Origin of the sequence: Salinarimonas chemoclinalis (assembly GCF_041514305.1) — a bacterium.
In the GTDB taxonomy this organism is placed as follows: domain Bacteria; phylum Pseudomonadota; class Alphaproteobacteria; order Rhizobiales; family Beijerinckiaceae; genus Salinarimonas; species Salinarimonas chemoclinalis.
In genome coordinates this window covers 379,166-402,401 of the sequence record NZ_JBGMWH010000002.1, presented here as the reverse complement: position 1 = coordinate 402,401, position 23,236 = coordinate 379,166, and the positions used below count along the sequence as shown (strand labels likewise).

The following is a 23,236-nucleotide window of genomic DNA, read 5'->3' as shown; positions in this document are numbered from 1 at the left end:
CCCCCGCCGTCAGCGTCCCGGCCCGTCGAGGACGAGGATGGTCGGCCGCTGCGGAAGCCCGTCCCTCGACAGGATAACCGACGCGCTGCCGGCGCGGGCGATCTCGAAATGCGGGCTCGCGGCCTCCAGGAACTGCTCCAGCCGCAACGGCGAGAAGAAGTGCATCGGCACCACGAGCCGCGGCCCCATGCGCCGGAGCGTCTCGATCATGCCCTCGGTGTCGAGCGTCCAGGAGCCGTCGACCGGCGCGAGCGCCACGTCGACGCGGCCGAGCGCCACGAGATGCTCGGGCTCCAGGACGTGGTGCAGGTGGCCGAGATGGGCGATGCACAGACCGGCGGTCTCGAACACGAAGATGGAGTTCTCGTCGTAGGCGGTGCCGGCGCCCGAGCGGATGTTGGTCGTGACGTTGCGCACCCGCACGTCGGCGACCTCGAGATCGTGCTCGGCCGCCCCGCCCTGCGGGTCCCAGCCGCGCAGCACGTGCGCGATGGCGGGATCGGGCGCGAGCGAATAGTGCGTGCGGTGCGCACGATTCATCGTGGCGATGGTCGGCACGATGTCCGGCCGGACGTAGTCGTTGTAGTCGGTCGCCACCGTGACGCCCGCGGCGCTCTCGATCAGGAACGTGGCATGACCCACGAAGGTCAGCGCCGCCTCGTCCTGCGCGAGCGCGGCGCGATGGATCAGGCCGTCGAGGCCGGCCAGCATCGGCGGGCAGTTGCGCAGCGGGTCCGCCTGCGCGGACGCGGGCGTTGCGAGCGGCGGCACCGTCGCGAGCATGGCCGCGAGCGCGGGCCCGGCGAGCCGTCGAAACCAGGGTCGTGCATCGGTCATCCGCACCCTCCGTCGTCCGTCGGGCGTCAGGATGACCGATACGGACGCTGCCGGAAATGACGAGGTCGTGAGTGCGACGCTTTGCTGCGCCCGTGTTTCACGGCGACGCTTGCACACGTGCAAGGACTGGGGCCGCGATGCGGAAGCGCGCGTTCGTCCTGCCGAACGGTCTCCCTCGGACGTCATGAGCAACCGGATTGACGCCCCCTGCCCCGCTCAGGCGATGCACGCGCCGGCGCCAGCCCGCGAAATCCGCCAGTCCCGGCCCGGCTCGGCTTCGATCGCCTCCGAGGCACGAAGCCGCCGCCGGTCGCCGCTCTCGGTGATCTCCTCGATCGCGACGAAGCCCAGGATCTGCAGGCGCGCGGCGAGCCGCTTGGTGGGGGTGTCCTGCGCGTCGACCTCGAGCGCGCCGGACGCGAAGACCGCGTCCATCAGGCGCTTCTGGAGCTCGCGGGAGCGCTCGATCGCGGGGATCGGCGCGGGGCGCAGCGGGAAGGGAATCAGGGTGGCGGAGGAACGCTGGGAACCGGAGGACATGCGTACGCAACTCGGCTTCGACTCGACGTCTCGTCAAACTGAGCGGGTCGCGTTAAGGACGGGTGAACCATGAGACCGAGACCGCCCCCGAAGACGCGGAGCCGAACGTGACCCCTTCCAAGGACATCGAGCGCCTCCTCGCCATCATGGAGGCCCTGCGCGACCCGCGGACGGGCTGCGCCTGGGACGTGGCGCAGACCTTCGAGACGATCGTGCCCTACACGATCGAGGAGGCCTACGAGGTGGCCGACGCGGTCGAGCGCGGCGACCTCGCCGACCTGCGCGACGAGCTCGGCGACCTGCTGCTCCAGGTCGTCTTCCACGCCCGGATGGCGCAGGAGGCCGGCGCCTTCGCCTTCGGCGACGTGGTGGAGGCGATCACGACGAAGCTCGTCCGCCGCCACCCGCACGTCTTCGGCGAGGCACGGACCCGCTCGCCGGAGGCGATCGAGGCGCTGTGGGGGGAGATCAAGGCCGCCGAGAAAGCCGAGCGCGCGGCGACGCGCGGAGAGCGGCCGGCGCGCCACCTCGACGACGTGCCGGCCGCGGCCCCTGCCCTCTCCCGCGCCGACAAGCTCACCCGCCGCGCCGCGAAGGTCGGCTTCGACTGGGAACGCACGCGGGACGTCGTCGCCAAGATCCGCGAGGAGCTCGCCGAGGTGGAGGAGGCGATCGCAGCGGGCGAGAAGGCCGCGGTGGCCGACGAGATCGGCGACCTCCTGTTCTCGGTCGCGAATCTCGCGCGGCATTGCGACGTCGATCCAGAGGCGGCGCTGCGCGGCACCAACGCGAAGTTCACCCGCCGCTTCGCCGCGATCGAGGACGCGCTCGCCGCGCAGGGCCGTACGCTCGCGGATGCGAGCCTCGAGGAGATGGAGCGGCACTGGGTGGCGGCGAAGGGGAAGACCTCGGACGCCTGAATACCCGTCCCCGTAGGAGAAGGAGAGAGCCCCGGCCACGCGCGGGGACGGGGAAGGCAGGGTAGCGGCCGGGCCCGCGCCCGCGCTCCTCCCCGCCCCGTCGCACCCGTCAGAGACGCCCCTTGAGCGCGCCGCGCCCCGCGTAGACCGCGCTGGCGCCGAGCTCCTCCTCGATGCGGATGAGCTGGTTGTACTTCGCCGTGCGGTCCGAGCGGGCGAGCGAGCCGGTCTTGATCTGCCCGCAATTGGTCGCCACCGCGAGGTCGGCGATGGTCGCGTCCTCGGTCTCGCCGGAGCGGTGGGACATCACCGCCGTGTAGGCGGCGCGGTGCGCCATGTCGACGGCGGCCAGAGTCTCTGTGAGCGAGCCGATCTGGTTGACCTTCACGAGGATCGAGTTGCCGACCCGCTCGGCGATGCCACGCGAGAGCCGCTCGACGTTGGTGACGAAGAGATCGTCGCCGACGAGCTGGCAGCGGTCGCCGACGGCGGCGGTCACCGCGGCCCAGCCCTCCCAGTCGTCCTCGGCCATGCCGTCCTCGATCGAGCGGATCGGGTAGGCGGCGACGAGATCGGCCAGGTACTGCGCCTGCTCCTGCGGCGAGCGGCGCTTGCCGCCCTCCCCTTCGTAGACGTAGGCGCCGTCCTTGAAGAACTCGGTCGCGGCGCAGTCGAGCGCCAGCACGACGTCGTCGCCGGGCGTGTAGCCGGCCTCTTCGATCGCCTTCATGACGAAGTCCAGCGCGGCCTCGGCGGACGGAAGGTTCGGGGCGAAGCCGCCCTCGTCGCCGACGTTGGTGTTGTGGCCGGCCTTCTTCAGCCCCGACTTCAGCGTGTGGAAGATCTCGGAGCCCATCCGCACGGCCTCGGCGAGCGAGGGTGCGCCGACGGGCATCACCATGAATTCCTGGAAGTCGATCGGATTGTCGGCGTGCGCCCCGCCGTTGACGATGTTCATCATCGGGACGGGCAGCGTGCGCGCCTGCGTGCCGCCCACGTAGCGATAGAGCGGCAGGCCGCAGGAGATCGCCGCCGCCTTCGCGGTCGCGAGCGAGACGCCCAGGATGGCGTTCGCGCCGAGCCGGGCCTTGTTGGGCGTGCCGTCGAGCTCGATCATGGCGCGGTCGACGGCGACCTGGTCCTCGGCGTCCATGCCGACGATCGCGTCGAGGAGCTCGCCGTTGACGGCGTCGACCGCCGCGAGCACGCCCTTGCCCTTGTAGTAGGCCGCGTCACCGTCGCGCAGCTCCACCGCCTCGTGCGCGCCCGTCGAGGCGCCCGACGGCACCGCGGCGCGCCCCATCGCCCCGTCCTCCAGATAGACGTCGACCTCGACCGTCGGGTTGCCACGGCTGTCGAGGATCTGGCGGGCGAGGATGTTGGCGATGGCGGTCATGCGCGTCTCTCCGTGCGTCGGGGCGAAAGCCGGGGCGTTCGTGCGCGCACTTACGCCGCACGCGCCCGGCTTGCAAGGCGAGGATGCCCGAGAGGACGCGCGACGAGGCCGCTTTCCGCGGCCCGTGCCTTCAGCGCCGCAGGCTGGCGCCCCGCTGGGCGGCGACGCCGGCGAAGGGGCCCGCGCGCACGAAGCCTGCGGCGGGCTGGTCCGGCGCGGCGAAGAAGATCCCCACGAGCTGCGTCGCCTCCCGCGTGCGATCGAGCGTCGCCGCGGGCGTGGCGCCCGGCAAGGAGGCGTTCACGGCCGTCGGCTGCGCCGAGGCGAGCACGCTCGGCCGTGCGGGCGGGATCGGCAGTGCCATCGTCGGCGGCGCGGAGGCGAAGGCGAGCGTCGGCGCGACCGGGCGGTCGGCGGCGGCGAGCGGCGTGCGGTCGACCTGCGGCGCGCCGCCGGCGGACGCGACCTGGATCGTCGTCGCGCCCTCGATCGGCATCTGCGCGAGCTGGCCGTCGGTGCGCAGCGTCGCCATCAGGATCTCGTCGTCGCTGCCCTCCGTGGAGGCCGGCCCCACATAGTCCACCCGCACCCGCGCCACGCCGGCGCCGCGGAAGGCCAGGGTGTCCGCCACCGCGCGCGATACGTCGATGATGCGCCTGCCGTGGAACGGCCCGCGGTCGTTGACGCGCACGATGACCGAGCGCTCGTTCTCGAGGTTGGTGACCCGCGCGTAGCTCGGCAGCGGCATGGTCGTGTGCGCGGCGGACATCGCGAAGCGATCGAACACCTCGCCGTTCGCCGTCTTGCGGCCGTGGAAGCGGGCGCCGTACCAGGAGGCGAGCCCTTCGGCGGAATAGTCGGGATCGTGGCGCGGGACGTAGGTGCGCCCGGCGATGGTGTAGGGCCGCCCCACGTGCGCCCTCCCCCCGCCCTTCGCGATGGCGTCGTCCTCGCCCGCGACGCGTGCGCTCGCGGAGACGCCGAGCTGCGGGTCGACCGCGACGCGCGTGCCGCAGGCGGCGAGCGTCACGGCGAGGGTTCCAACGGCCGCGATCCGGATCAGCCATCCAGTCGCGCGCGTGACTGCCACCATGTCCTCGAGCCCCATCACTTCCGCCGCTCGTTCGGGCGGTCCACGCCCTCGCGACTCGGGCTCTCGCCTTCGTCGCGCGGCGGCACGATTTCGCCGGACTATGCCCAGAATGCGGCGCGGATGACAAGCATTCGCCATGGTTCGGAGCGCGGTGGGGGACGTTCCTCGCTCGCACCCTGAATGTTCCCCATTCGTTCCAGGTCGAGCCTGGAGACTCGTCCACATTTCCCCGGCCGGTGTCGCCATTCTGCCACGCCGAGCCGGATGCGCCGGAAGGGCGCGCTTTTCAGGCGCCCCGCGGCGCGCTACGACTGAGCCGGCCGGAAGGGTGGCCGAGTGGTTTAAGGCAGCGGTCTTGAAAACCGCCGTGGGGGCGACCCCACCGTGGGTTCGAATCCCACCCCTTCCGCCACGGGCCTGCCGGCCTCACGTATGAATCACCCGTCCGTACGCATCCAGCACGCTCTCGTGCATCATCTCCGACAGCGTCGGGTGCGGGAAGACCGTGTGCATCAGCTCTTCCTCGGTGGTCTCGAGGTTCATCGCCACGACATAGCCCTGGATCAGCTCGGTGACTTCCGCGCCGATCATGTGGGCGCCCAGCAGCTTGCCGGTCGCGGCGTCGAAGATCGTCTTGACCATCCCCTCGGGCTCGCCGAGGGCGATCGCCTTGCCGTTGCCTGCGAAGGGGAAGCGGCCGACCTTCACCTGGAGACCCTGCTCCTTGGCCTTGGCCTCGGTGAGCCCCACCGATGCCACCTGTGGGTGACAGTAGGTACAGCCCGGGATCATGCCCTTGTCCATCGGGTGCGTGTGCATGCCGGCGATGGTCTCGACGCAGATGACGCCCTCGTGCTCGGCCTTGTGGGCGAGCATCGGCGGGCCTGCGACGTCGCCGATGGCGAAGACGCCGGGCACGTTGGTGCGCCCCAGCCCGTCGGTGACGACGATCCCGCGCTCGATCTTCACGCCGAGCGCTTCGAGACCGAGGCCCTCGACGTTGCCGACGACGCCCACCGCCGAGATCAGCTTGTCGGCGGTGATCTGCTGGGAGCCCTTCTCGGTCTCGATCGTGGCGGTGACGCTGCTCGAGCCCTTCTCGACCTTGGTCACCTTCGCGCCGGTGAGGATCTTGATGCCCAGCTTCTCGAAGCGCTTCCTCGCCATGGCGGCGATCTCGGCGTCCTCGACGGGCAGGATCTGCGGCATGACCTCGACGACGGTGACCTCCGCACCCATCGTGCGGTAGAACGAGGCGAACTCGATGCCGATGGCGCCGGAGCCCATCACGAGCAGAGACTTCGGCATCTCTTTCGGCACCATGGCCTCGAAATAGGTCCAGATCAGCGTCTTGTCCGGCTCGATGCCCGGCAGCACGCGCGGGCGCGCGCCGGTCGCCACGATGATGTTCTTGGCCTTGTAGGTCCCCGGCCCGAGCGCGCCCTTGGGCGCCGGCACCGGCGGGCCCTCCACGGACCTGGTGGCCGGCTTCACCGTCACCTCGCCGGCCTTGGATATGGCGCCCTCGCCCCAGATCACGTCGACCTTGTTCTTCTTGAGCAGCATGCCGACGCCGCCGTTCAGCCGGCCGGAGACGCCGCGCGAGCGCTTCACCACCGCGCCGATGTCGAAGGAAACGCCTTGCGCGGCAAGGCCGTAGTCGCCGGCGTGCGACATGTAGTGGAAGATCTCGGCCGAGCGCAGCAGCGCCTTCGTCGGGATGCAGCCCCAGTTGAGGCAGATGCCGCCCAGATGCTCGCGGTCGACGACGGCGGCCTTCATCCCGAGCTGCGCCGCGCGGATGGCGGCGACGTAGCCGCCGGGGCCTGCGCCGATGATGATCACGTCGTAGGTGTCGGCCATGATGCTCGTCTCTCTCGTCTGCGGTCAGGCGCCCTCGACGGGGCGGGTCAGGAGGATCCAGCGGCTTTCCGGTGCGTAGCGGGCGTGCTGGCGCACGGGCGTCCCGTCGATCTCGCGAAAGCCGCGCTTGCCGAGCTGGCGGCGGAAGACGGCGTTCGTCTCGTGGGTGGTGACGGCGAGCGTGCCGCAGCCGGCCGCGCGGGCGCGCGCGACGCCCGCATCGATCAGCGCCGCGCCGATGCCGCGGCCGCGATGCTCGGGACGGACGGCGATGTCGCGCAGGAGGTAGGCCCCGTGCACCTTGGCGAGCAGCTCGTAGTGCGCCCGCTGGTCCGGCGGCAGGCGCATGAGCGCCACCCGCGAGATCCGCTCCGCGAGCCGCAGCGCGACCAGCGCCCCGACGACGGCGCCACCCGCCTCCGCCACGACGGCGTTCTTCCACGACATCTCCCCCGACGGCCGCGCGATCTCCGCGGCGGCCGCGTCGAGCCAGGTCCGCCCCCCGTCGGCGACCCGCGCGAACACGCTCGCCACGTGCCCGGCATTGGCCATGTCCCACAGGAGCGCGACGTCGCGCGCGTCCGCGGGGGTGGCGGGGCGGATGGTGGCGGGGGCGAGGGTCGCGGCGTCAGGCATGGACAGCGGCGACCTCGGCCAGGTGGGCGTGGACGGTGTCCATGACCACGTCGATCTCGCGCAGGACCGCGTCGTTGGTGAAGCGCAGGACGCGAAAGCCCTGCCCCTCGAGTGTCGCATCCCGCACGGCGTCGCGTGCCTGCTGGGAATCGTAGGAATGGCTCGCGCCGTCCACCTCGATGACGAGCTTGTGCTTCAGGCAGCAGAAATCGACGACGTAGGGGCCCAGGGTGACCTGCCGACGGAAGTGCGTGCCATCGAGCGCGAGCCGGTGGCGCAGGCACCACCAGAGGCGCTTCTCGGCAGGGCTCAGGCGCCGCCGAAGCGGACCCGCGGCCCGGCGGGCGGCCGCCGACGGCGATCTCGCTGGAGGCTGGTTCCAAGCCATCGCGCTGTCCTCCCGCTTCGTCTCCGCGTGCACACCCCGGCACCGGCATCCGTGCTCACCGCGACCCGAGAGCGCTGCACGACGACCCCCATCCGCCCCCTTCGGGGGCACCTTCCCCACAAGGGGGAAGGAAGGCGCCTCGCGTTCGCGACCGAGACGGCCTCGACAGGCGTGACCCGCGCCGACCGTCTCCCCTCCCCCTTGTGGGGAGGGGCCGGGGGGTGGGGGTGCCGCAGGATTACCTCCCCAGCGATGAAGCCGTCCAAGACCCCGCTCGACGTCGGCACACCCGGCGAGCCCCGCCCAGAATTCATCTCCCCGCGACATTCTCCGCGACGGAAGAGGCCTCGGCTCACACCAGCATCCCCATCGGGTTCTCGATGAGCCCCTTGAACGCCGCGAGCAGCTCCGCGCCGAGAGCCCCGTCGACCACCCGGTGGTCGCACGACAGCGTCACCGTCATCGCCTGGACTACCGCGGGTGCGTCGTCCTTGACGACGACGCGCTTCTCGCCGGCGCCGACCGCGAGGATGGTCGCGTGGGGCGGGTTGATGACGGCGGCGAACTCGCGGATGCCGAACATGCCGAGGTTGGAGACCGCGGTGGTGCCGCCGGTATACTCCTCGGGCTTCAGGCGCTTGTTGCGGGCGCGGCCCGCGAGATCCTTCATCTCGGCGGAGATCGCCGAGAGCGTTTTCGTCTCCGCCTTTCGGATCACCGGCGTGAACAGCCCGCCCTCGATCGCAACGGCGACGCCGACGTCGGAATGCTTCAGCTTGAGGATGCGGTCCTCGGCCCACACCGCGTTGGCGTTCGGCACGCGCTGGAGCGCCATCGCAAGCGCCTTGATCACGAAGTCGTTGACGGAGAGCTTGTAGGCGGGCTTGCCGTCCTTCGCCGGCGCGGCCGCGTTGAGCTGGCCGCGCAGCGCGAGCGTCGCGTCGAGCGCGACGTCGATCGTCAGGTAGAAGTGCGGGATGGTCTGCTTGGACTCGAGCAGGCGCTTGGCGATCGTCTTGCGCATGCCGTCGAGCTGAACCTCCTCGTAGGAGCCCGTCTCGAACATCGCCTTGACCTGGTCGACCTTGAGCCCCTGCGCCATGGTCGCGCCCGCGGTAGCGGCCGGGGGCGTCGGCACGGCCTTCTGCGGCGCGGCACCGGCGGCGGGCGCGGCGGCGGCGGCCGGAGCCGCCTTCCCCGTGCCGCCGGCGATCGCGGCGCGCACGTCGCGCTCGACGACGCGCCCGTGCGGGCCCGAGCCCTTGACCTGCGCGATGTCGAGCCCGCTCTCCTTGGCGACGCGCCTGGCGAGCGGCGAGGCGAAGACCCGAGCGCCGGAGGAGGCCGGCGCAGCCTGCCCTGCCGCCGGGGCGCCGCCGGGGGCCTCGTCGACGCGGGCGTGGGACATGTGCCCGGCGCCGCCGCCGCCGGCCGTCGTGGTGTTCGCCTGCGGCGCGGCGGGAGCGGGCTCCGGCGTCGGGGCGGGCTTCGGCTCGGGAGCCGGAGCGGGGGCGCCTCCGGAAGCCGGTGCCTGGACGCTCTTCGGGTCCTCGCCCTCCTCGGCGATGACGGCGATGACGTCGTTCACAGGCACGTCCGCCGTCCCCTCGGGCACCACGATCTTCGCGAGAACGCCCTCGTCGACGGCCTCGACCTCCATCGTGGCCTTGTCGGTCTCGATCTCGGCGAGGATGTCGCCGGACTTGACCGTATCGCCTTCCTTCTTGAGCCACTTGGCGAGGTTGCCCTTCTCCATCGTGGGGGACAGGGCGGGCATCAGGATGTTGATGGGCATCGTCGCTGGATCCTGAGCTTGAACGGGAATGATCAGTTCACGGCGTGGGGTGAGCCGGGCGTGTCGAACTCCGCGTCGAGACCGGCGCGGATCTGCGCGAAGGCCTCCTCGGCGCTCATGCCGGTCTCCGCGGCGTAGACGTGCGACACCTGGCGGGCGAGGTCGGCGAGGAGCACGCCCCAGGTATGGGGATCGTCGAAGGAGCGCCGCAGCGTGAGGGACACGGCACCCTCGACCACGCTCGCGCGCAGCACCTCGTGGCCGCCCTTCTCGCGGACGTCCGGCGGCGGCTCGAGTTCGTGGAAGAGCGGGGTGTCGTCGTCTCCGGCCATGCCGCGCCCTCCCCGCTCAGCGATAGCAGACGGCCTTGACCGCCTGCACCACCTCCGCCACCGACGGCAGCGCGAGCTTCTCGAGGTTGGCCGCGTACGGCATCGGCACGTCCTTGCCGGTGACGCGGGCGACCGGCGCGTCGAGATAGTCGAAGGCGTCCGCCTGGACGCGCGTGGCGATCTCCGCCGACACGCCCGACTGCGGGAAGCCCTCCTCGACGCACACGCAGCGCCCGGTCTTCATCACCGAGGCGACGACCGTCTCCGAGTCCATCGGGCGGATGGTGCGCAGGTCGACGACCTCACAGGAGATGCCCTCGCCTTCCAGCTCGTGCGCGGCCTTGAGCGCGTAGGTCATGCCGATGCCGAAGGAGACGATGGTGCAGTCCGTGCCCTCGCGGTGGATCTTGGCCTTGCCGATCGGCACCGTGAAATCGTCGAGCTTCGGCACCGGGAAGGATTGGCCGTACAGGATCTCGTTCTCGAGGAAGATCACCGGGTTGGGGTCGCGGATGGCGCTCTTGAGGAGCCCCTTCGCGTCCGCCGCGGTGTAGGGCATCACGACCTTGAGGCCGGGCACGTTCGAGTACCAGGCGGCGTAGTCGTGGCTGTGCTGGGCGGCGACGCGGGAGGCGGCGCCGTTGGGGCCGCGGAAGACGATCGGCGCGCCGAGCTGGCCGCCGGACATGTAGAGGGTCTTGGCCGCCGAGTTGATGATCTGGTCGATCGCCTGCATGGCGAAGTTGAAGGTCATGAACTCGACGATCGGCCGCAGACCCGAGAAAGCCGCGCCCACGCCGAGGCCCGCGAAGCCGTGCTCGGTGATGGGCGTGTCGATCACCCGGCGCGCGCCGAACTCCTGGAGCAGGCCCTGGGTGACCTTGTAGGCACCCTGGTACTCGGCCACCTCCTCGCCCATGACGAAGACGCTCTCGTCACGGCGCATCTCCTCGGCCATGGCGTCGCGCAGCGCCTCGCGCACCGTGGTGTTCACGATCTCGGTGCCGGCGGGGATCTCCTGCGTCGCGTCGTAGACGCCCTCCGTGCGCATCACGGCGGGCGCGGCCGGGCGGGCGACCGGGGCGGTCGCCTCGGTCGGGCCGGCGCCGGCGGGCTGGGCCGCCATGCCCTCGGCCGCCATCTGCGCCGGCGCGCCGCCGGCGGGCTCGGGAGCCGGAGACTGCGCGGGCGCCGACGCGCCGGAGGAGGCCGCCGCCGAGACGTCCTCGCCCTCCTCCGCGATGATGGCGATGGGGGTGTTGACCGCGACGTTGTCTGTGTCTTCCGCGACCAGGATCTTGGCGAGGACGCCTTCGTCCACCGCCTCGACCTCCATGGTGGCCTTGTCGGTCTCGATCTCGGCGAGGATGTCGCCGGATTTCACCGTGTCGCCTTCCTTCTTCAGCCACTTGGCGAGCTTCCCCTGCTCCATGGTCGGGGAGAGGGCGGGCATCAGGACGTCGATGGGCATGGACCTGCGCTCTTCGGTCGACGGCGGACGCGCGCCCCGCCGGGCGGGGGCGCGCTGCCGGAGGGAGGGGAGATCAGTGGAGAATGTCGGTGTAGAGCTCGGACGCGTCGGGCTCCGGATCGCTGGTCGCGAAGTCCGCCGCCTCGTTGACGATCTTGCGGATCTGCCCGTCGATGCCCTTGAGCTCGTCCTCCGGCACCCCGAACTCGCCGATCAGGCGCCGGCGCACCTGCTCGATCGGGTCGTGCTCCTCGCGCATGCGCGAGACCTCGTCCTTGGTGCGGTACTTGGCCGGGTCCGACATCGAGTGCCCGCGATAGCGGTAGGTGAGCATCTCGAGGATGTAGGGTCCCTCGCCGGAGCGCGCGTGCTCGATGGCGCGCGCGCCGGCGGCCCGCACCGCGCGGATGTCCATCCCGTCGACCTGCTCGCCGGGGATGCCGAAGGAGAGCCCGCGCTTGGAGAAGTCCGACTGCGCGGCCGAACGCGTCACCGACGTGCCCATGGCGTAGCGGTTGTTCTCGATCACGTAGACGACGGGCAGCTTCCAGAGCGCCGCCATGTTGAAGCTCTCGTAGACCTGGCCCTGGTTGGCCGCGCCGTCGCCGAAATAGACCATGCTGACGCGGTCCTCGCCGCGGTAGCGGTTGGCGAAGGCGATGCCGGTGCCGAGCGGCACCTGGGCGCCGACGATGCCGTGCCCTCCGTAGAAGTTCTTCTCCTTGGAGAACATGTGCATGGAGCCGCCCTTGCCCTTCGAGTAGCCGCCGCGGCGGCCCGTGAGCTCGGCGAGCACCCCCTTGGGATCCATGCCCGTGACCAGCATGTGGCCGTGATCGCGGTAGCCGGTGATCACCTGGTCACCGTCCGTCGAGGCCATCTGCATGCCCACCACCACGGCCTCCTGGCCGATGTAGAGGTGGCAGAAGCCGCCGATCAGCCCCATGCCGTACATCTGGCCCGCCTTCTCCTCGAAGCGGCGGATCAGCAGCATCTCGCGATAGGCGTGGAGCTCCTCCTCCTTGGTGAGGGTGGGAGCGTTGGTCGCCGAGCCCTTGGCCGCGCGTCCCTTCGTCGGGGACTTGGTCGCAGCGGACTTGGCGGAAGCGGACTTGCTGGATGCGGACGCGCCCTGCGTCCGACGTGCAGCCGTGGCCATGCACACCTCCGAGACGTTTTCCTCGCGCCATGTCTTAGCCCAACTAAAGTTGGAAAGCGAGAGCGCAAGAGCCCGCGCGCCGGCGCCGCGGGCCCTTCGCATGTTCCTCGGAAACAAGGAAATTCCGGAATCAACAGAAATTCAGTTGATCGAAGTTTCGGCGCGCGCGGCGGCGTCGTCGCCGGACGGGGCGATCATGATCACCACGTCGTTGGCGTGGACGCGCCCGAGCATCAGCCGCGCCTGCTCCTCGAGCAGGTCGCGATCGATCTGCTCGGCGCGCACGAGGGCGATGCGATGCTCCCAGTCCGCCCGCTCGCGGGTGAGCGCGTCGAGCGTCGCGGCGATGCGCTCGCGCTCGACCTGCAGCTCACGCTTGGCCTCGAGCCCGCGCTGGCCCGACTGGGCGTGGTGCACGAAATAGCCGACCGCGAGCCCTGACACTCCGTAGAGCGCGAGCGGAACGAGGACGGTGCGGAGGCGCTTCTTGACGACCATGGCGCGATCGTCGGCGCGGATGGTGAAGGATCGGTTAAGCCGCCGCCGCGCGGCGCGCCTTCGGGAAGCGCTGGAGGAAGCGCGGCTCCTTCTCGGCGGCGATCCGCACGACGAAGTCGACGCGGTCGTCGCGGTCGTGCCGTTCGAAGATCTCCGCCTGCTCGTAGAGCCAGTTCACGCCCGCGCCGTCGCCGGGGTCGAGCGTCACCGCGTAGGTCGGGCGATCACGGGCGATGCGGTCCTCGACGACCCGCAGCAGCGCCTCGATCCCCTCCCCCGTCACGGCGGAGACGAGCGCCGGGCGCTCGTGCGGGTCCATGCGCGCGATCACGGCCTCGAGCCGCGCGCGCTCCTCGGCGTCGATCAGGTCGGCCTTGTTCCAGACCTCGATCAGGCGCCCGCGATCCTCCGGGTCTATGTCGAGCCCGCGCAGGACGTGCGCGACGTCCTCGGCCTGCGCCTGCGTCTCCCCGTGGGAGACGTCGCGCACGTGCAGCAGCACGTCGGCCTCGATCACGTCCTCGAGCGTGGCGCGGAAGGCTGCGACGAGCATCGTCGGCAGGTCGGAGATGAAGCCCACCGTGTCAGAGAGGATCGCCTTCTCGCCGTGCGGCAGCGCGATCGCGCGCGAGGTGGGGTCGAGCGTGGCGAACAGCATGTTCTCCGCCATCACCTCGGCCCGCGTCATGCGGTTGAAGAGCGTCGACTTGCCGGCATTGGTGTAGCCGACGAGCGCGATGATCGGGTAGGGCACGCGCCTGCGCGAGGTGCGGTGGAGCGCACGGGTGCGCGTCACCGTCTCGAGGTCGCGCTCGATGCGCGTCATGCGCTCCTGGATCTGGCGGCGGTCCGCCTCGATCTGCGTCTCGCCCGGGCCGCCGAGGAAGCCGTAGCCGCCCCTCTGGCGCTCGAGATGGGTCCAGGAGCGCACGAGGCGGCTCTTCTGGTAGTTGAGATGGGCGAGCTCGACCTGGAGCGTACCCTCCTTCGTGCGCGCCCGGCGCCCGAAGATCTCCAGGATGAGCCCCGTGCGATCGATGACCTTGGCGCCCCATTCCTTCTCGAGGTTGCGCTGCTGCACCGGCGAGAGGGCACAGTCCATCACCACGAGCCGGATCTCGTGCGCGGCGACGATCCCCTCGAGCTCCTCGACCTTGCCCTTGCCCAGATAGGTCGCAGGCCGCAAGGCCGCGAGCGGCGTGACGAGCGCCTCGACGACGCGCAGGTCGATCGCCCCGGCGAGGCCGACGGCCTCCTCCAGGCGTGAACCGAAGTCGCGGGGGTTCGGCGGCGGCCCTTCGGCCTCCGCGCCCGTGCGGCGTCGCGTCGGGTAGGGGCCGACGACGAGCGTCGGCGTTCCCGAGGCGACCTCCTTCTCGGGCTCGGCGAGACGCCGGAGCCGCTCCTCGACGGGCGGGGTGGCCTCGCTCACGTATCAGCCTCTCTCGTCAGGTCTTCTCGCCGCCCTCGTCGTTCTGCTCGAACAGCTGGATCGGCTGACCCGGCATGATCGTGGAGATCGCGTGCTTGTAGACGAGCTGTGAATGACCATCGCGGCGCAGCAGGACGCAGAAATTGTCGAACCATGTCACAACGCCTTGGAGCTTCACGCCGTTCACGAGGAAGATGGTCAAGGGGACCTTGTTCTTCCGCACGTGGTTGAGGAACGTGTCCTGGAGATTCTGCGCGCGCTCGCCCGCCATGAGTTTGCCTCGCCACCCTGCCGCCGCCGGTCTTGGAGGCCAGGAGCCATGGAGCTTAGATCGGCCGCCCTGCGGCGGCCCTGAACCGGCATCGCCCATTACAGATGGGAGGTCGGCACAAGGCAAGCCCCCCGTAGGTTCCTACGCGCTTTTTCGCACGGATAACCCCGCGCCGGCGCGCATCGCCTCAGGCATGCACGCCCAGCGACTTGAGCTTGCGGTGGAGCGCCGAGCGCTCCATGCCGATGAATTCCGCCGTGCGCGAGATGTTGCCGGAGAACCGTGCGATCTGCGCCATCAGGTACTCGCGCTCGAAGATCTCGCGCGCCTCACGCAGCGGCAGGCTCATCAGCTTCTCGCCCCCCGCCCCGCTCGGCGTCGCCGGCACGAGCGCGCCGACCTCCGCCGGGAGCATGTCGGCGGAGATCTCCGTCTCGGCGTCGCCGGTGGCGAGAATCATCAGCCGCTCGACGTTGTTGCGCAGCTGGCGCACGTTGCCCGGCCAATCGTGCGACTGGAGCACGGCGAGCGCGTCCTGGCCGATGCGCCGCGGCGCGAGGCCGGTGCCGCGCGAGATCTGGTCCATGAAGAACGCGATCAGCTCCGGCACGTCCTCCCGCCGCTCCGCGAGCGATGGCACCCGGATCGGCACGACGGAGAGCCTGTGGAACAGGTCCTCGCGCAGGCGCCCCGCGGCGATTTCGGCGGCGAGGTCGCGGCTCGACGAGGAGACGATGCGTACGTCCACGTGCACGCGCGTGGAGCCGCCGACGCGCTGGAAGTTCTGCTCGACGAGGACCCGCAGGATGCGCGCCTGGGTCTCTCTGGGGAAGTCGGCGATCTCGTCGATGTAGAGGGTGCCGCCGTGCGCCTCCTCCAGCGCGCCGACGCGGCGCTCGCGCGCCTCCCCCGACTCGATGCCGAAGAGCTCGGCCTCCATCGTCTCCGGCGTGATCGTCGCGGCGTTGATCACCACGAAGGGGCCGTTCGCGCGGGTCGAAAGGCCGTGCAGCGTGCGCGCCACGAGCTCCTTGCCCGAGCCCGGCGCGCCGGTGACGAGGACGCGCGCGTTCGTGGGCGCGACCCGCTCCACCGTCTGGCGCAGCTGGTTCATGACCGGGGACCTGCCGCAGATGCGGCTCGCCTGGGCCGAGCGGGCCTTGAGCTCGCGCACCTCGCGTTTGAGCCGCGAGGCCTCGAGCGCCCGCTCGGCGACGAGCACCAGCCGATCGGCCTTGAACGGTTTCTCGATGAAGTCGTAGGCGCCGAGCTTGATCGCCGAGACGGCGGTCTCGACGTTGCCGTGGCCCGAGATCATCACGATCGGCAGCTCGGGATGGCTCGCCTTGACCTGCTCGAGCACCTGCAGCCCGTCGAGGCGCGAGCCCTGGAGCCAGATGTCGAGGAAGACGAGGTGCGGTCGCCGGCTCTCGATCGCCGCCAACGCGTCGTCGGACGAGCCCGCCGTGCGGCAGCGGTGACCCTCGTCCTCGAGGATGCCCGCGACGAGCTCGCGGATGTCGGTCTCGTCGTCGACGATGAGGATGTCGGCGCTCATGGCGATGTCGCCCCCGAAGTCTGCGCCGTCTCGGCGCTCGGCGTGTCTGCGCCCGCGCCGGGCGCGGGGTCGGCGGGGAACCAGAGGCGCACCCAGGCGCCCCGGCCCTCCGGGTTGTCGCGGAGCTCGACGCCGCCGCCGTGCTCCTCGAAGATCTTGGCGACGATGGGCAGGCCGAGCCCGGTGCCCTTCTCGCGCGTGGTCATGTAGGGCTCGAGCAGCCGGTGCCGGTTCTCGACCGGGAAGCCGCGGCCGTTGTCGATCACGTCGATGGCGACGATCCCGTCCGGCTGCTGCACGCGCACGACGATGCGCCCCTCCCCCGTCGGCACGTCCGGCGATTCGGCGAGCGCCTCGGCCGCGTTCTTGAGGATGTTGCCCACCGCCTGAGACACGAGCCGGCGATCGAAGCGCGCTGCGACCGGCCCCTCTGGCAGTTCGTCGACGAAGGCGATGTCCGGGTGGGCGATACGCAGCATGAACACCGCCTGGCGCACCGTGTCGCACAGGTCCTCGTCGCCGACGAGGGTCGGCTTGGGCATGCGCGCGAAGGAGGAGAACTCGTCCACCATGCGCTTGATGTCGTCGACCTGGCGAACGATCGTGTCGGTGCACTGGTCGAACACCGCACGGTCCTCGGTGATCACCTTGCCGTACTTGCGCCGGATGCGCTCCGCCGAGAGCTGGATCGGGGTGAGCGGGTTCTTGATCTCGTGGGCGATGCGCCGCGCCACGTCCGCCCAGGCCGACGTGCGCTGGGCGGCGACGAGGTCGGTGATGTCGTCCAGCGTGACGACGAAGCCCTTCTCGTCGCCGCGTGCCTGCTCGGACGTGACGCGCACGTCCACGGTGCGCTCGCGTCCGCCGCGCTGGATCGCGATCTGCTCCTGGGTCAGGCGCGCGCGCGAGGCGCGGGCGGTCTCGACGAGGGCGGCGAGCTCGGGCAGCGCCTGCGCGGCCGGGCGCCCGACGACGTCGGCCTCGCCCAGCCCGAAGATCCGTTCCGCCGACGGGTTCATGATCGTCACGACCCCGTGCGCGTCGAGCCCGATCACCCCGGCCGAGACGCCCGAGAGCACCGCCTCGGTGAAGCGCCGGCGCTGGTCGATGACGTGGCTCGCGGCGGTGAGCCCGTCGTGCTGGCGGCGCAGCTCCGAGGTCATGGCGTTGAAGGTCTGGCCGAGGAAGGCGAGATCGCCCTCCGTGCGGCGCACGGGCACCTGGACGTAGAAGTTCCCTTCCGCGACCTGCTGCGTCGCGCGGATCAGCCGCCTGATCGGCGAGACGAGGTTGTCCGCCGAGCCGAGGCCGAACCAGATCGCCGAGAGCAGGATGATCAGCGTGATCACCGCGAGCATCGAGGCGAAGGCGACCTGGATGCCCGAGGAGAGCTGCTCCAGGAGGCGGTAGTAGCTCATCCCCGCTTCCGCCTCGTTGGGGAAATCGAGCGCGCGCCGGTCGACGAAGCGGGTGACGAAGAGGATGCGCCCGTCGTGATCCTGGAGCCTGAGGATGGAGCGCAGCACCGAATCCTCGCGCGGCACGAGGCACAGCGCGTCCTCGAACTCGGCGTCGGCGAGGTCGGTGGGACCGGGAACCTCGAGGCCGGGGATCGGGACGTTGACGATCTCCTCGACGATCCTCCCGTCCGCCTCGACCATCATCGCCACGGGAAAGCCGAGGAAGACCGCGCGCGAGCGCATGAACTCGCGGAAGAGGTCCGGATCGGCGTCGTAGAGCACCTTGGCGCGGTCGAGATCGGCCGCCATCAGCGTCGTCTCGCGCGCGAGCGTCCGGCATTGCAATTCGCGGTACTCGTGGGCGATCTCGACGGTGTTCTGCAGCAGTGTGTCGATCCAGCCCGAGAACCACGGCTCGAGCCCGCGCGCGAGCGCGATCGAGGCGACGACCGCGACGACGACGACGGGCACCGTCGCGATCCCGCTGAACAGGAGGACGAAGCGCAGGTGCAGCCTCGCCCCCGCCGCCCCCGCGCGCCGCGCGCGCAGCAGGCGCCGGCCCTGCACCGCCATCATCACGGCGAGCGCGAGGATGAAGCCGATGTTGATCAACAGCGCGTTGAGGGTGACGGCCTCGGTCGGCTGGATCGGCGTGAGCCCCGACAGGATGAGGAAGCTCGCGAGTGCCGAGACGAGGGCGGAGACAACGAGCACGAGGCCGATCCAGCCCGGCCCGGTCGCGGCGATCTCCTCGTCCGGATTGATCGTGCGCTTGTCCTTCACGTCGCCCTCGGGCCTGCGGCGCCGATTCGTCGACGCGCGCTGATGCGTTCACACAACAGTGTGGCGAAACTAATACAGTACCGAACGGGAAGGAACAGGGTCTCCGGGCGTGCGTGTCGAGCCGAGCGGTGGGGTTGCTCGAGGCCGGGTGCAGGCACTCTCCTTCCCTGTATGGGAAGGTGGCGCCGGCGAAGCCGGTGACGAATGGGGCGCGGCGCGAGCGACGCGTTCCGCGACGCGGAAGAGCACCGTGTCCGCTGCGGCCGTCGCACTTCGGCTTCGCCGAACGCGCGTGCCGCGCGCCCCATCCGTCTCGTCGCCTTCGGCGCCGATCCACCTTCCCCTACAGGGAAGGACATGGGTCGCCGGCGTCCTCTCAGGGGCCCGGCGCGGCGCCCGTCTCCGCGCCTTCCTCGCCCGTCGACCGCCCGCGGAACCCCGTCGCCAGAACGAACAGCTCCGCCGAATCGGCACGGCTCGCCGCGGGCTTGACGTGCCGGATCTGGGCGAAGTCGCGCTTCAGGTCGGCGAGCAGCGTGTGCTCGGTCCCGCCGCGCAGCACCTTGCACAGGAAGGTGCCGCCCGGAGCGAGCACCTCGCGGGCGAACTCCACGCCGGCCTCGGCGAGGCCCATGATGCGCAGGTGGTCGGTCTTCTTGTGGCCGGTGGCGTTGGCCGCCATGTCCGACATCACGACGTCCGCTTCGCCGCCCAGCAGCGCCTTGAGGCGCGCGGGCGCCTCCTCCTCGAGGAAGTCGAGCATGAGGAAGGTGGCGCCGGGCATCGGCTCGACCGGCAGGAGATCGATGCCGACGATCGTCGCGCGGTCCGAGCGCTCGAGCCCGATCTTGCGTGCGGCCACCTGAGACCAGCCGCCCGGCGCCGCGCCGAGGTCGACGATGCGCTGTCCGGGTTTGAGGAACTTGTGCTTCTCGTCGATTTCGAGGAGCTTGAAGGCCGCGCGCGAGCGCAGGCCCTCGGCCTTGGCGCGCACGACGTAGGGATCGTTGAGCTGGCGCTCGAGCCAGCGCTGTGACGAGGTCGTGCGCCCGCGCGCGCTCTTCACGCGGACCTTCATCGCGCGCGGCGCGCCGGTCTTCTTCTTGTCGCTCAAGGCAATCTGGCTCGTCGGTGTGCGGGAGGTCGAAGTGGTCGGCCGCTCAGCGCCTGCGCCGGCGCCAGACCCCGTCCTCGCGCATGAGGTTCATGAGGATGCCCTCGCGCAGCCCGCGGTCGGCGATGCGCAGGCGCGGCGAGGGGAAGGCGCGGCGGATCGCCTCCAGGATCGCGCAACCGGCGAGCACGAGATCCGCCCGGTCGCGGCCGATGCAGGGGTGCGTCGCGCGGTCGTCGTAGTTCGAGACGATCAGGTCGTCGATCACGCGGTCGAGGTCGCGGTCCGCCATCCAGAGCCCGTCGACCCGCCGTCGGTCGTAGCGCGGCAGGTCGAGGAAGATCCCGCCCAGCGTCGTCACCGTGCCGGACGTGCCGAGCAGGTGGAACCCGGGCGCGTTGCTCGCCGCGCTCGCCGCGATCTGGAAGGGCTCGAGCAGGGTCTGCACCTCCTCGACCATCCGCTCGAAGCTCTCGTGCGTCACGTGCACGCCGCCGTGCCGCTCGGCGACGGTGACGACGCCCACGGGCAGCGAATCCCACGCGCGGATGCGCTTGCAGGGGTCGGACATCGGGCTCGTCGCCCGCCCGTCGAGCCAGGCGATCTCGGTCGAGCCGCCCCCGATGTCGAAGATGACGACGGAATGCGCGTTGGGATCGGCGAGCGCGGCGCAGCCGGTGACGGCGAGGTAGGCCTCGGTGCGCCGGTCGACGATCTCGAGGTCGAGGCCGATCTCCTCCTGCACCTGCTCGACGAAGCTCTCACCGTTGCGCGCCGAGCGGCAGGCCTCGGTGGCGATCAGGCGCGCGCGCCGCACGCCCTTCGTCGTCATCTTGTCGCGACACACGCGCAGCGCCTCGAGCGTGCGATCGATGGCGTGCGCGCTCAGCCGCTCGCTCGCGGCGAGCCCCTCCCCCAGCCGCACGATGCGCGAGAACGCGTCGACGACGCGGAACCCGTGTCGTGACGGCTCGGCGATGAGGAGGCGGCAATTGTTGGTGCCGAGGTCGAGCGCCGCGTAGGCGCTGCCATCGACCGGGCGCATGCGACGCGGGCCCGCGTAGGCCGCCGCCGCATCGGGCAGGGCCGGCGTCGGCGGGGGCGCCGCTGCCAGGGGCGTCAGAGCCGGGCTCGACCCGGTATCCACGACCTTCGGCTGATCTCCGACATTGACGAGCAAGTCCATCATCCGTTTGCGGCGTCGCCTCCGGGGAGGTTCGCCTGGCTACTTGCCGTCAATGTAAGCGCCGTGCCCCCGTGATGCCAAGGGCGTAAATCTACCGCGGCCGCCCCCCGCGCGTCAGGCCGCCGACTTCGGCGCGATCTGCGCCGGCGCGGTGCGAGCCACGGGGCGCAGGAGGCTCTTGACCTGCAGGTAGGGCCGCGGGCGGTTGATCACCTCGTCGAGACGCGACCAGAGCACCTTGGGCGAGAAGGGCTTGGCGATGATCTCGTTGACGCCGAGCCCCACCGCGCGGTCCACGATGTAGCGGCGCGGCTTCGACATCATGACGATGATCGGCACGGTCGGCGCAGGCGAGGTCGTCGGCGTGCGCGTGAGCCGGATGAACTCCTCGCCCGAGAGGATGGCGAGGTCCCAGTCGAGGATGACGAGATCGGGCTTCGATTCGGACAGGACGCCGAGCGCCTCGGCGCCGTCGGGAGCCTCCAGCACGCGCTTGATGCCCACGCGGGTGAGCATGTCGCGCAGGATGCGGCGCACATACAGGCTCTCGTCGACGACGAGGGCGGCGAGATCGGGGAAGGTCGGCGTTGCGATCATGCTTCCGGGCGCATCCGTGTTCGCGCGGAGTTTGGTCCGACAATCTTTTCGGCTTCGCTAACGTTGACGGATCGCGGCGTCCCGCCGCGCCGCGCCCGCGCAGAGATGGTGATGTGGAGATGGTGATGCGTTCGCGCTTTCGGGCTCCGGCCCTTCCGGCCCTGGCGACGGTGCTTCTCGCGCTGTCGGCGAGCGGCTCCGCCTTCGCCCGCGACGCCGCCGAGGGCCGCGCCATCGCCGAGAGGTGGTGCGCGTCCTGCCACCTCGTGTCGCCGGACCAGGAGACCGCGGTGGACGGCGTGGCGAGCTTCCGGGAAGTGGCCGCGCGCGGTCCCCTCGAGGACGGCGCGCTCGAGACCTTCCTCGCCGATCCCCATCCCGCGATGCCGGACATGGCGCTCACGCGCGAGGAGATCTCCGACCTCGCGACCTACATCGAGAGCCTGTCCGACTGAGATGGACGGGGGAGAGGCCGTGCGCGGCGACGATCGTCCTTCCGCGAGGTGCGATCATCCTTCGGCGAGGTGATGGGCGGGATCGCGCGAGCGGCGTGTCGCGACGTCCCGCTCGGCCCGGCGTCGGCGGCGCGCCTCGGCCGCGGCCGCGCGCATCGCATCCGCGTGGCAGGGGGTGCCCTGGACGGGTCCGAGCGCATCGCGCAGGACGCGGAGGTCCTCGCGGGCGGCGTGCGAGTCGTTGTCCAGGATCGGCACGGGCTGGCCTCCTCGGCACGATCACGAAGTGTTACAGACGCGTTAACGTCGCACGAAGTCGGCGGTTCCGCGATTCGTAGTAGAACGACCCTGCGCAGGGCTGGCGGCCCTCCGCTCCCGGCACAGAACCTTCAGCGTGGAACCTTCATCCGCTTCGTCGGTTCCCGCAGCCGTTCGGTTCACGGAAGCCGAAATCACGGGAGACGACGGGGATGACGAGCGAGCCGGTCGAGGCCCTCGGTTCGGAGAAGCAGGGTGCCGACGAGGCCGGAAAGCCGCCTCCCCCACCCGCGCGCGGCATCGCCAAGCGCGCGCTCCTGCTCGTCAACGCCAACAGCCGCCGCGCGCCGGAGCTGATGGAGACGGCGGTCGCGCGCCTTCGGGCGTACGAGGGCCTGGAGGTCGTGCTCGAGGACTGCCGCGATCCCGACGCGCTCCCCGACGTGATCCGCGCCCATCGCGAGGACGTCGACATGGTGATCGTCGGCGGCGGCGACGGCACGATGAACGCCGCCGCCCGCGGCCTGATAGACACCGGGCTACCGCTCGGCATCCTGCCGCTCGGAACCGCCAACGACCTCGCCCGCACGCTCTCCATCCCCGAGGATCTCGAGGCCGCGGCGGACGTGATCCTGGCCGGGCACACGCGCCGGATCGACTGCGGCGAGGTGAACGGGCGGCCGTTCTTCAACGTCGCCTCGATCGGCCTCTCGGCGGAGCTGGCGCACGGGCTCACCCGCGAGCTGAAGCGACGCTTCGGCAAGCTGGGGTATGCCATTGCCGCGGCTCAGGTCCTCGCCCGAGCGCGACCGTTTCGCGCCACCATCGAATCCGCGACCGAACGCGCCCGCGTGTCGACCTTCCAGATCGCGGTCGGCAACGGGCGCCACTACGGCGGCGGCATGACGGTGGACGAGGACGCGCGCATCGACGACGCGACGCTCCACCTCTACAGCCTCGAGATGCGCCGGCCCTGGGAGCTGCTGCGGCTCGCGGGCTCGTTCCGCTCCGGCCGCCACGTCGCCTTCGAGGACGTGCGCTCGCGCGCGGCGAAGACCTTCGAGGTCACGACCCGCAAGCCGCGCTCGGTCAACGCGGACGGCGAGCTGATCACGAAGACGCCCGCCCGCTTCCGCGTGCTCGCGAAGGCGGTGACGGTGATCGTTCCGCGCGACGCGCCCGATCCAGCCTGAG

Annotated in this window: 23 protein-coding genes and 1 tRNA gene; 4 read left to right on the top strand and 20 right to left on the bottom strand. The window is 70.8% G+C overall.

Annotation, left to right across the window (positions count from 1 at the left end):
- Window positions 1-9: 9 nt before the first annotated feature.
- Window positions 10-837 (bottom strand): MBL fold metallo-hydrolase, encoded by an 828-nt coding sequence (locus AB9M23_RS05695; protein ID WP_372423235.1) that lies wholly within the window; start codon window positions 835-837, stop codon window positions 10-12.
- Window positions 838-1,053: 216 nt separating this feature from the next.
- Entirely contained in the window at window positions 1,054-1,377 is a 324-nt protein-coding gene (locus tag AB9M23_RS05690; RefSeq protein WP_372423233.1) for a hypothetical protein, read from the bottom strand.
- A 107-nt stretch (window positions 1,378-1,484) separates the two neighbouring features.
- Here AB9M23_RS05690 and mazG point away from each other — a divergent pair, with 107 nt between their 5' ends.
- Window positions 1,485-2,297 (top strand): nucleoside triphosphate pyrophosphohydrolase, encoded by an 813-nt coding sequence (gene mazG / locus AB9M23_RS05685; protein ID WP_372423231.1) that lies wholly within the window; start codon window positions 1,485-1,487, stop codon window positions 2,295-2,297.
- A gap of 109 nt (window positions 2,298-2,406) precedes the next feature.
- Here mazG and eno read toward each other — a convergent pair whose 3' ends face one another.
- Window positions 2,407-3,693, bottom strand: a complete 1,287-nt coding sequence (gene eno, locus AB9M23_RS05680; RefSeq protein WP_372423229.1) for a phosphopyruvate hydratase — start codon at window positions 3,691-3,693, stop codon at window positions 2,407-2,409.
- 130 nt (window positions 3,694-3,823) lie between these two features.
- The gene (locus AB9M23_RS05675) at window positions 3,824-4,801 is read right to left on the bottom strand and encodes a septal ring lytic transglycosylase RlpA family protein (protein ID WP_372423227.1); all 978 of its coding nucleotides are present in this window, start codon (window positions 4,799-4,801) and stop codon (window positions 3,824-3,826) included.
- Window positions 4,802-5,108: 307 nt separating this feature from the next.
- On the opposite strand from AB9M23_RS05675, the gene AB9M23_RS05670 reads away from it, so the two are divergent.
- Window positions 5,109-5,198: transfer RNA gene (locus AB9M23_RS05670), tRNA-Ser, on the top strand.
- Between the two features lie 14 nt (window positions 5,199-5,212).
- On the opposite strand, the gene lpdA is transcribed toward AB9M23_RS05670, so the two are convergent.
- From lpdA to AB9M23_RS05595, 15 genes are all read right to left on the bottom strand, one after another.
- Window positions 5,213-6,649, bottom strand: coding sequence for a dihydrolipoyl dehydrogenase (gene lpdA, locus AB9M23_RS05665; protein ID WP_372423226.1), 1,437 nt, complete (start codon window positions 6,647-6,649; stop codon window positions 5,213-5,215).
- A 24-nt stretch (window positions 6,650-6,673) separates the two neighbouring features.
- Window positions 6,674-7,285: a GNAT family N-acetyltransferase gene (locus AB9M23_RS05660; RefSeq protein ID WP_372423224.1), complete on the bottom strand. Its 612-nt coding sequence runs from the start codon at window positions 7,283-7,285 to the stop codon at window positions 6,674-6,676.
- Window positions 7,278-7,673, bottom strand: a complete 396-nt coding sequence (locus AB9M23_RS05655; RefSeq protein WP_372423223.1) for an endonuclease domain-containing protein — start codon at window positions 7,671-7,673, stop codon at window positions 7,278-7,280. The genes AB9M23_RS05660 and AB9M23_RS05655 overlap by 8 nt, the downstream gene beginning before the upstream one ends.
- Window positions 7,674-8,025: 352 nt before the next feature.
- Window positions 8,026-9,468: a pyruvate dehydrogenase complex dihydrolipoamide acetyltransferase gene (locus tag AB9M23_RS05650; RefSeq protein WP_372423222.1), complete on the bottom strand. Its 1,443-nt coding sequence runs from the start codon at window positions 9,466-9,468 to the stop codon at window positions 8,026-8,028.
- 32 nt (window positions 9,469-9,500) lie between these two features.
- The gene (locus tag AB9M23_RS05645) at window positions 9,501-9,800 is read right to left on the bottom strand and encodes a DUF5076 domain-containing protein (protein WP_372423220.1); all 300 of its coding nucleotides are present in this window, start codon (window positions 9,798-9,800) and stop codon (window positions 9,501-9,503) included.
- Window positions 9,801-9,816: 16 nt separating this feature from the next.
- Window positions 9,817-11,271 carry a pyruvate dehydrogenase complex E1 component subunit beta gene (locus AB9M23_RS05640; RefSeq protein ID WP_372423218.1) on the bottom strand — a complete coding sequence of 485 codons (1,455 nt, stop codon included), beginning with the start codon at window positions 11,269-11,271 and terminating at the stop codon, window positions 9,817-9,819.
- 73 nt (window positions 11,272-11,344) lie between these two features.
- A complete protein-coding gene (gene pdhA / locus AB9M23_RS05635; RefSeq protein WP_372423216.1) occupies window positions 11,345-12,430 on the bottom strand; it encodes a pyruvate dehydrogenase (acetyl-transferring) E1 component subunit alpha in 1,086 nt (361 codons plus the stop codon).
- Window positions 12,431-12,571: 141 nt separating this feature from the next.
- Complete coding sequence (locus tag AB9M23_RS05630) at window positions 12,572-12,928, bottom strand: FtsB family cell division protein (protein ID WP_372423215.1); 357 nt, start codon at window positions 12,926-12,928, stop codon at window positions 12,572-12,574.
- Between the two features lie 34 nt (window positions 12,929-12,962).
- Window positions 12,963-14,360 (bottom strand): GTPase HflX, encoded by a 1,398-nt coding sequence (gene hflX / locus AB9M23_RS05625; RefSeq protein ID WP_372423214.1) that lies wholly within the window; start codon window positions 14,358-14,360, stop codon window positions 12,963-12,965.
- Window positions 14,361-14,376: 16 nt separating this feature from the next.
- Window positions 14,377-14,631: an RNA chaperone Hfq gene (hfq, locus tag AB9M23_RS05620; RefSeq protein ID WP_372423213.1), complete on the bottom strand. Its 255-nt coding sequence runs from the start codon at window positions 14,629-14,631 to the stop codon at window positions 14,377-14,379.
- Between the two features lie 187 nt (window positions 14,632-14,818).
- Window positions 14,819-16,189 carry a nitrogen assimilation response regulator NtrX gene (ntrX, locus tag AB9M23_RS05615; RefSeq protein ID WP_372423211.1) on the bottom strand — a complete coding sequence of 457 codons (1,371 nt, stop codon included), beginning with the start codon at window positions 16,187-16,189 and terminating at the stop codon, window positions 14,819-14,821.
- Window positions 16,186-18,432 carry a sensor histidine kinase gene (locus tag AB9M23_RS05610; RefSeq protein ID WP_372423210.1) on the bottom strand — a complete coding sequence of 749 codons (2,247 nt, stop codon included), beginning with the start codon at window positions 18,430-18,432 and terminating at the stop codon, window positions 16,186-16,188. Before AB9M23_RS05610 ends, ntrX begins: the two co-directional genes overlap by 4 nt.
- 376 nt (window positions 18,433-18,808) lie before the next feature.
- Complete coding sequence (locus AB9M23_RS05605) at window positions 18,809-19,546, bottom strand: RlmE family RNA methyltransferase (protein WP_372423208.1); 738 nt, start codon at window positions 19,544-19,546, stop codon at window positions 18,809-18,811.
- A 46-nt stretch (window positions 19,547-19,592) separates the two neighbouring features.
- Window positions 19,593-20,591 (bottom strand): Ppx/GppA phosphatase family protein, encoded by a 999-nt coding sequence (locus AB9M23_RS05600; protein WP_372423770.1) that lies wholly within the window; start codon window positions 20,589-20,591, stop codon window positions 19,593-19,595.
- A gap of 255 nt (window positions 20,592-20,846) precedes the next feature.
- Window positions 20,847-21,329: a response regulator gene (locus tag AB9M23_RS05595; RefSeq protein ID WP_372423206.1), complete on the bottom strand. Its 483-nt coding sequence runs from the start codon at window positions 21,327-21,329 to the stop codon at window positions 20,847-20,849.
- Window positions 21,330-21,454: 125 nt separating this feature from the next.
- Here AB9M23_RS05595 and AB9M23_RS05590 point away from each other — a divergent pair, with 125 nt between their 5' ends.
- Window positions 21,455-21,784 carry a c-type cytochrome gene (locus tag AB9M23_RS05590; protein WP_372423204.1) on the top strand — a complete coding sequence of 110 codons (330 nt, stop codon included), beginning with the start codon at window positions 21,455-21,457 and terminating at the stop codon, window positions 21,782-21,784.
- Window positions 21,785-21,838: 54 nt separating this feature from the next.
- Here the strand turns inward: AB9M23_RS05590 and AB9M23_RS05585 are convergent, their stop codons facing one another.
- Window positions 21,839-22,042: a hypothetical protein gene (locus tag AB9M23_RS05585; protein ID WP_372423202.1), complete on the bottom strand. Its 204-nt coding sequence runs from the start codon at window positions 22,040-22,042 to the stop codon at window positions 21,839-21,841.
- A gap of 212 nt (window positions 22,043-22,254) precedes the next feature.
- Between AB9M23_RS05585 and AB9M23_RS05580 the strand changes: the two genes are divergently transcribed.
- Window positions 22,255-23,235 carry a lipid kinase gene (locus tag AB9M23_RS05580; RefSeq protein ID WP_372423200.1) on the top strand — a complete coding sequence of 327 codons (981 nt, stop codon included), beginning with the start codon at window positions 22,255-22,257 and terminating at the stop codon, window positions 23,233-23,235.
- The last annotated feature ends 1 nt before the right edge of the window (window position 23,236 follow it).

What these genes read in the sequence shown, in the direction of transcription:
- AB9M23_RS05695 (WP_372423235.1), bottom strand. Translation starts at nt 837, where the DNA reads ATGACCGATGCACGACCCTGGTTTCGACGGCTCGCCGGGCCCGCGCTC.
- AB9M23_RS05690 (WP_372423233.1), bottom strand. Translation starts at nt 1,377, where the DNA reads ATGTCCTCCGGTTCCCAGCGTTCCTCCGCCACCCTGATTCCCTTCCCG.
- eno (WP_372423229.1), bottom strand. Translation starts at nt 3,693, where the DNA reads ATGACCGCCATCGCCAACATCCTCGCCCGCCAGATCCTCGACAGCCGT.
- AB9M23_RS05675 (WP_372423227.1), bottom strand. Translation starts at nt 4,801, where the DNA reads ATGGGGCTCGAGGACATGGTGGCAGTCACGCGCGCGACTGGATGGCTG.
- lpdA (WP_372423226.1), bottom strand. Translation starts at nt 6,649, where the DNA reads ATGGCCGACACCTACGACGTGATCATCATCGGCGCAGGCCCCGGCGGC.
- AB9M23_RS05660 (WP_372423224.1), bottom strand. Translation starts at nt 7,285, where the DNA reads ATGCCTGACGCCGCGACCCTCGCCCCCGCCACCATCCGCCCCGCCACC.
- AB9M23_RS05655 (WP_372423223.1), bottom strand. Translation starts at nt 7,673, where the DNA reads ATGGCTTGGAACCAGCCTCCAGCGAGATCGCCGTCGGCGGCCGCCCGC.
- AB9M23_RS05650 (WP_372423222.1), bottom strand. Translation starts at nt 9,468, where the DNA reads ATGCCCATCAACATCCTGATGCCCGCCCTGTCCCCCACGATGGAGAAG.
- AB9M23_RS05645 (WP_372423220.1), bottom strand. Translation starts at nt 9,800, where the DNA reads ATGGCCGGAGACGACGACACCCCGCTCTTCCACGAACTCGAGCCGCCG.
- AB9M23_RS05640 (WP_372423218.1), bottom strand. Translation starts at nt 11,271, where the DNA reads ATGCCCATCGACGTCCTGATGCCCGCCCTCTCCCCGACCATGGAGCAG.
- pdhA (WP_372423216.1), bottom strand. Translation starts at nt 12,430, where the DNA reads ATGGCCACGGCTGCACGTCGGACGCAGGGCGCGTCCGCATCCAGCAAG.
- AB9M23_RS05630 (WP_372423215.1), bottom strand. Translation starts at nt 12,928, where the DNA reads ATGGTCGTCAAGAAGCGCCTCCGCACCGTCCTCGTTCCGCTCGCGCTC.
- hfq (WP_372423213.1), bottom strand. Translation starts at nt 14,631, where the DNA reads ATGGCGGGCGAGCGCGCGCAGAATCTCCAGGACACGTTCCTCAACCAC.
- ntrX (WP_372423211.1), bottom strand. Translation starts at nt 16,189, where the DNA reads ATGAGCGCCGACATCCTCATCGTCGACGACGAGACCGACATCCGCGAG.
- AB9M23_RS05600 (WP_372423770.1), bottom strand. Translation starts at nt 20,591, where the DNA reads ATGCGCCCGGTCGATGGCAGCGCCTACGCGGCGCTCGACCTCGGCACC.
- AB9M23_RS05595 (WP_372423206.1), bottom strand. Translation starts at nt 21,329, where the DNA reads ATGATCGCAACGCCGACCTTCCCCGATCTCGCCGCCCTCGTCGTCGAC.
- AB9M23_RS05590 (WP_372423204.1), top strand. Translation starts at nt 21,455, where the DNA reads ATGCGTTCGCGCTTTCGGGCTCCGGCCCTTCCGGCCCTGGCGACGGTG.
- AB9M23_RS05580 (WP_372423200.1), top strand. Translation starts at nt 22,255, where the DNA reads ATGACGAGCGAGCCGGTCGAGGCCCTCGGTTCGGAGAAGCAGGGTGCC.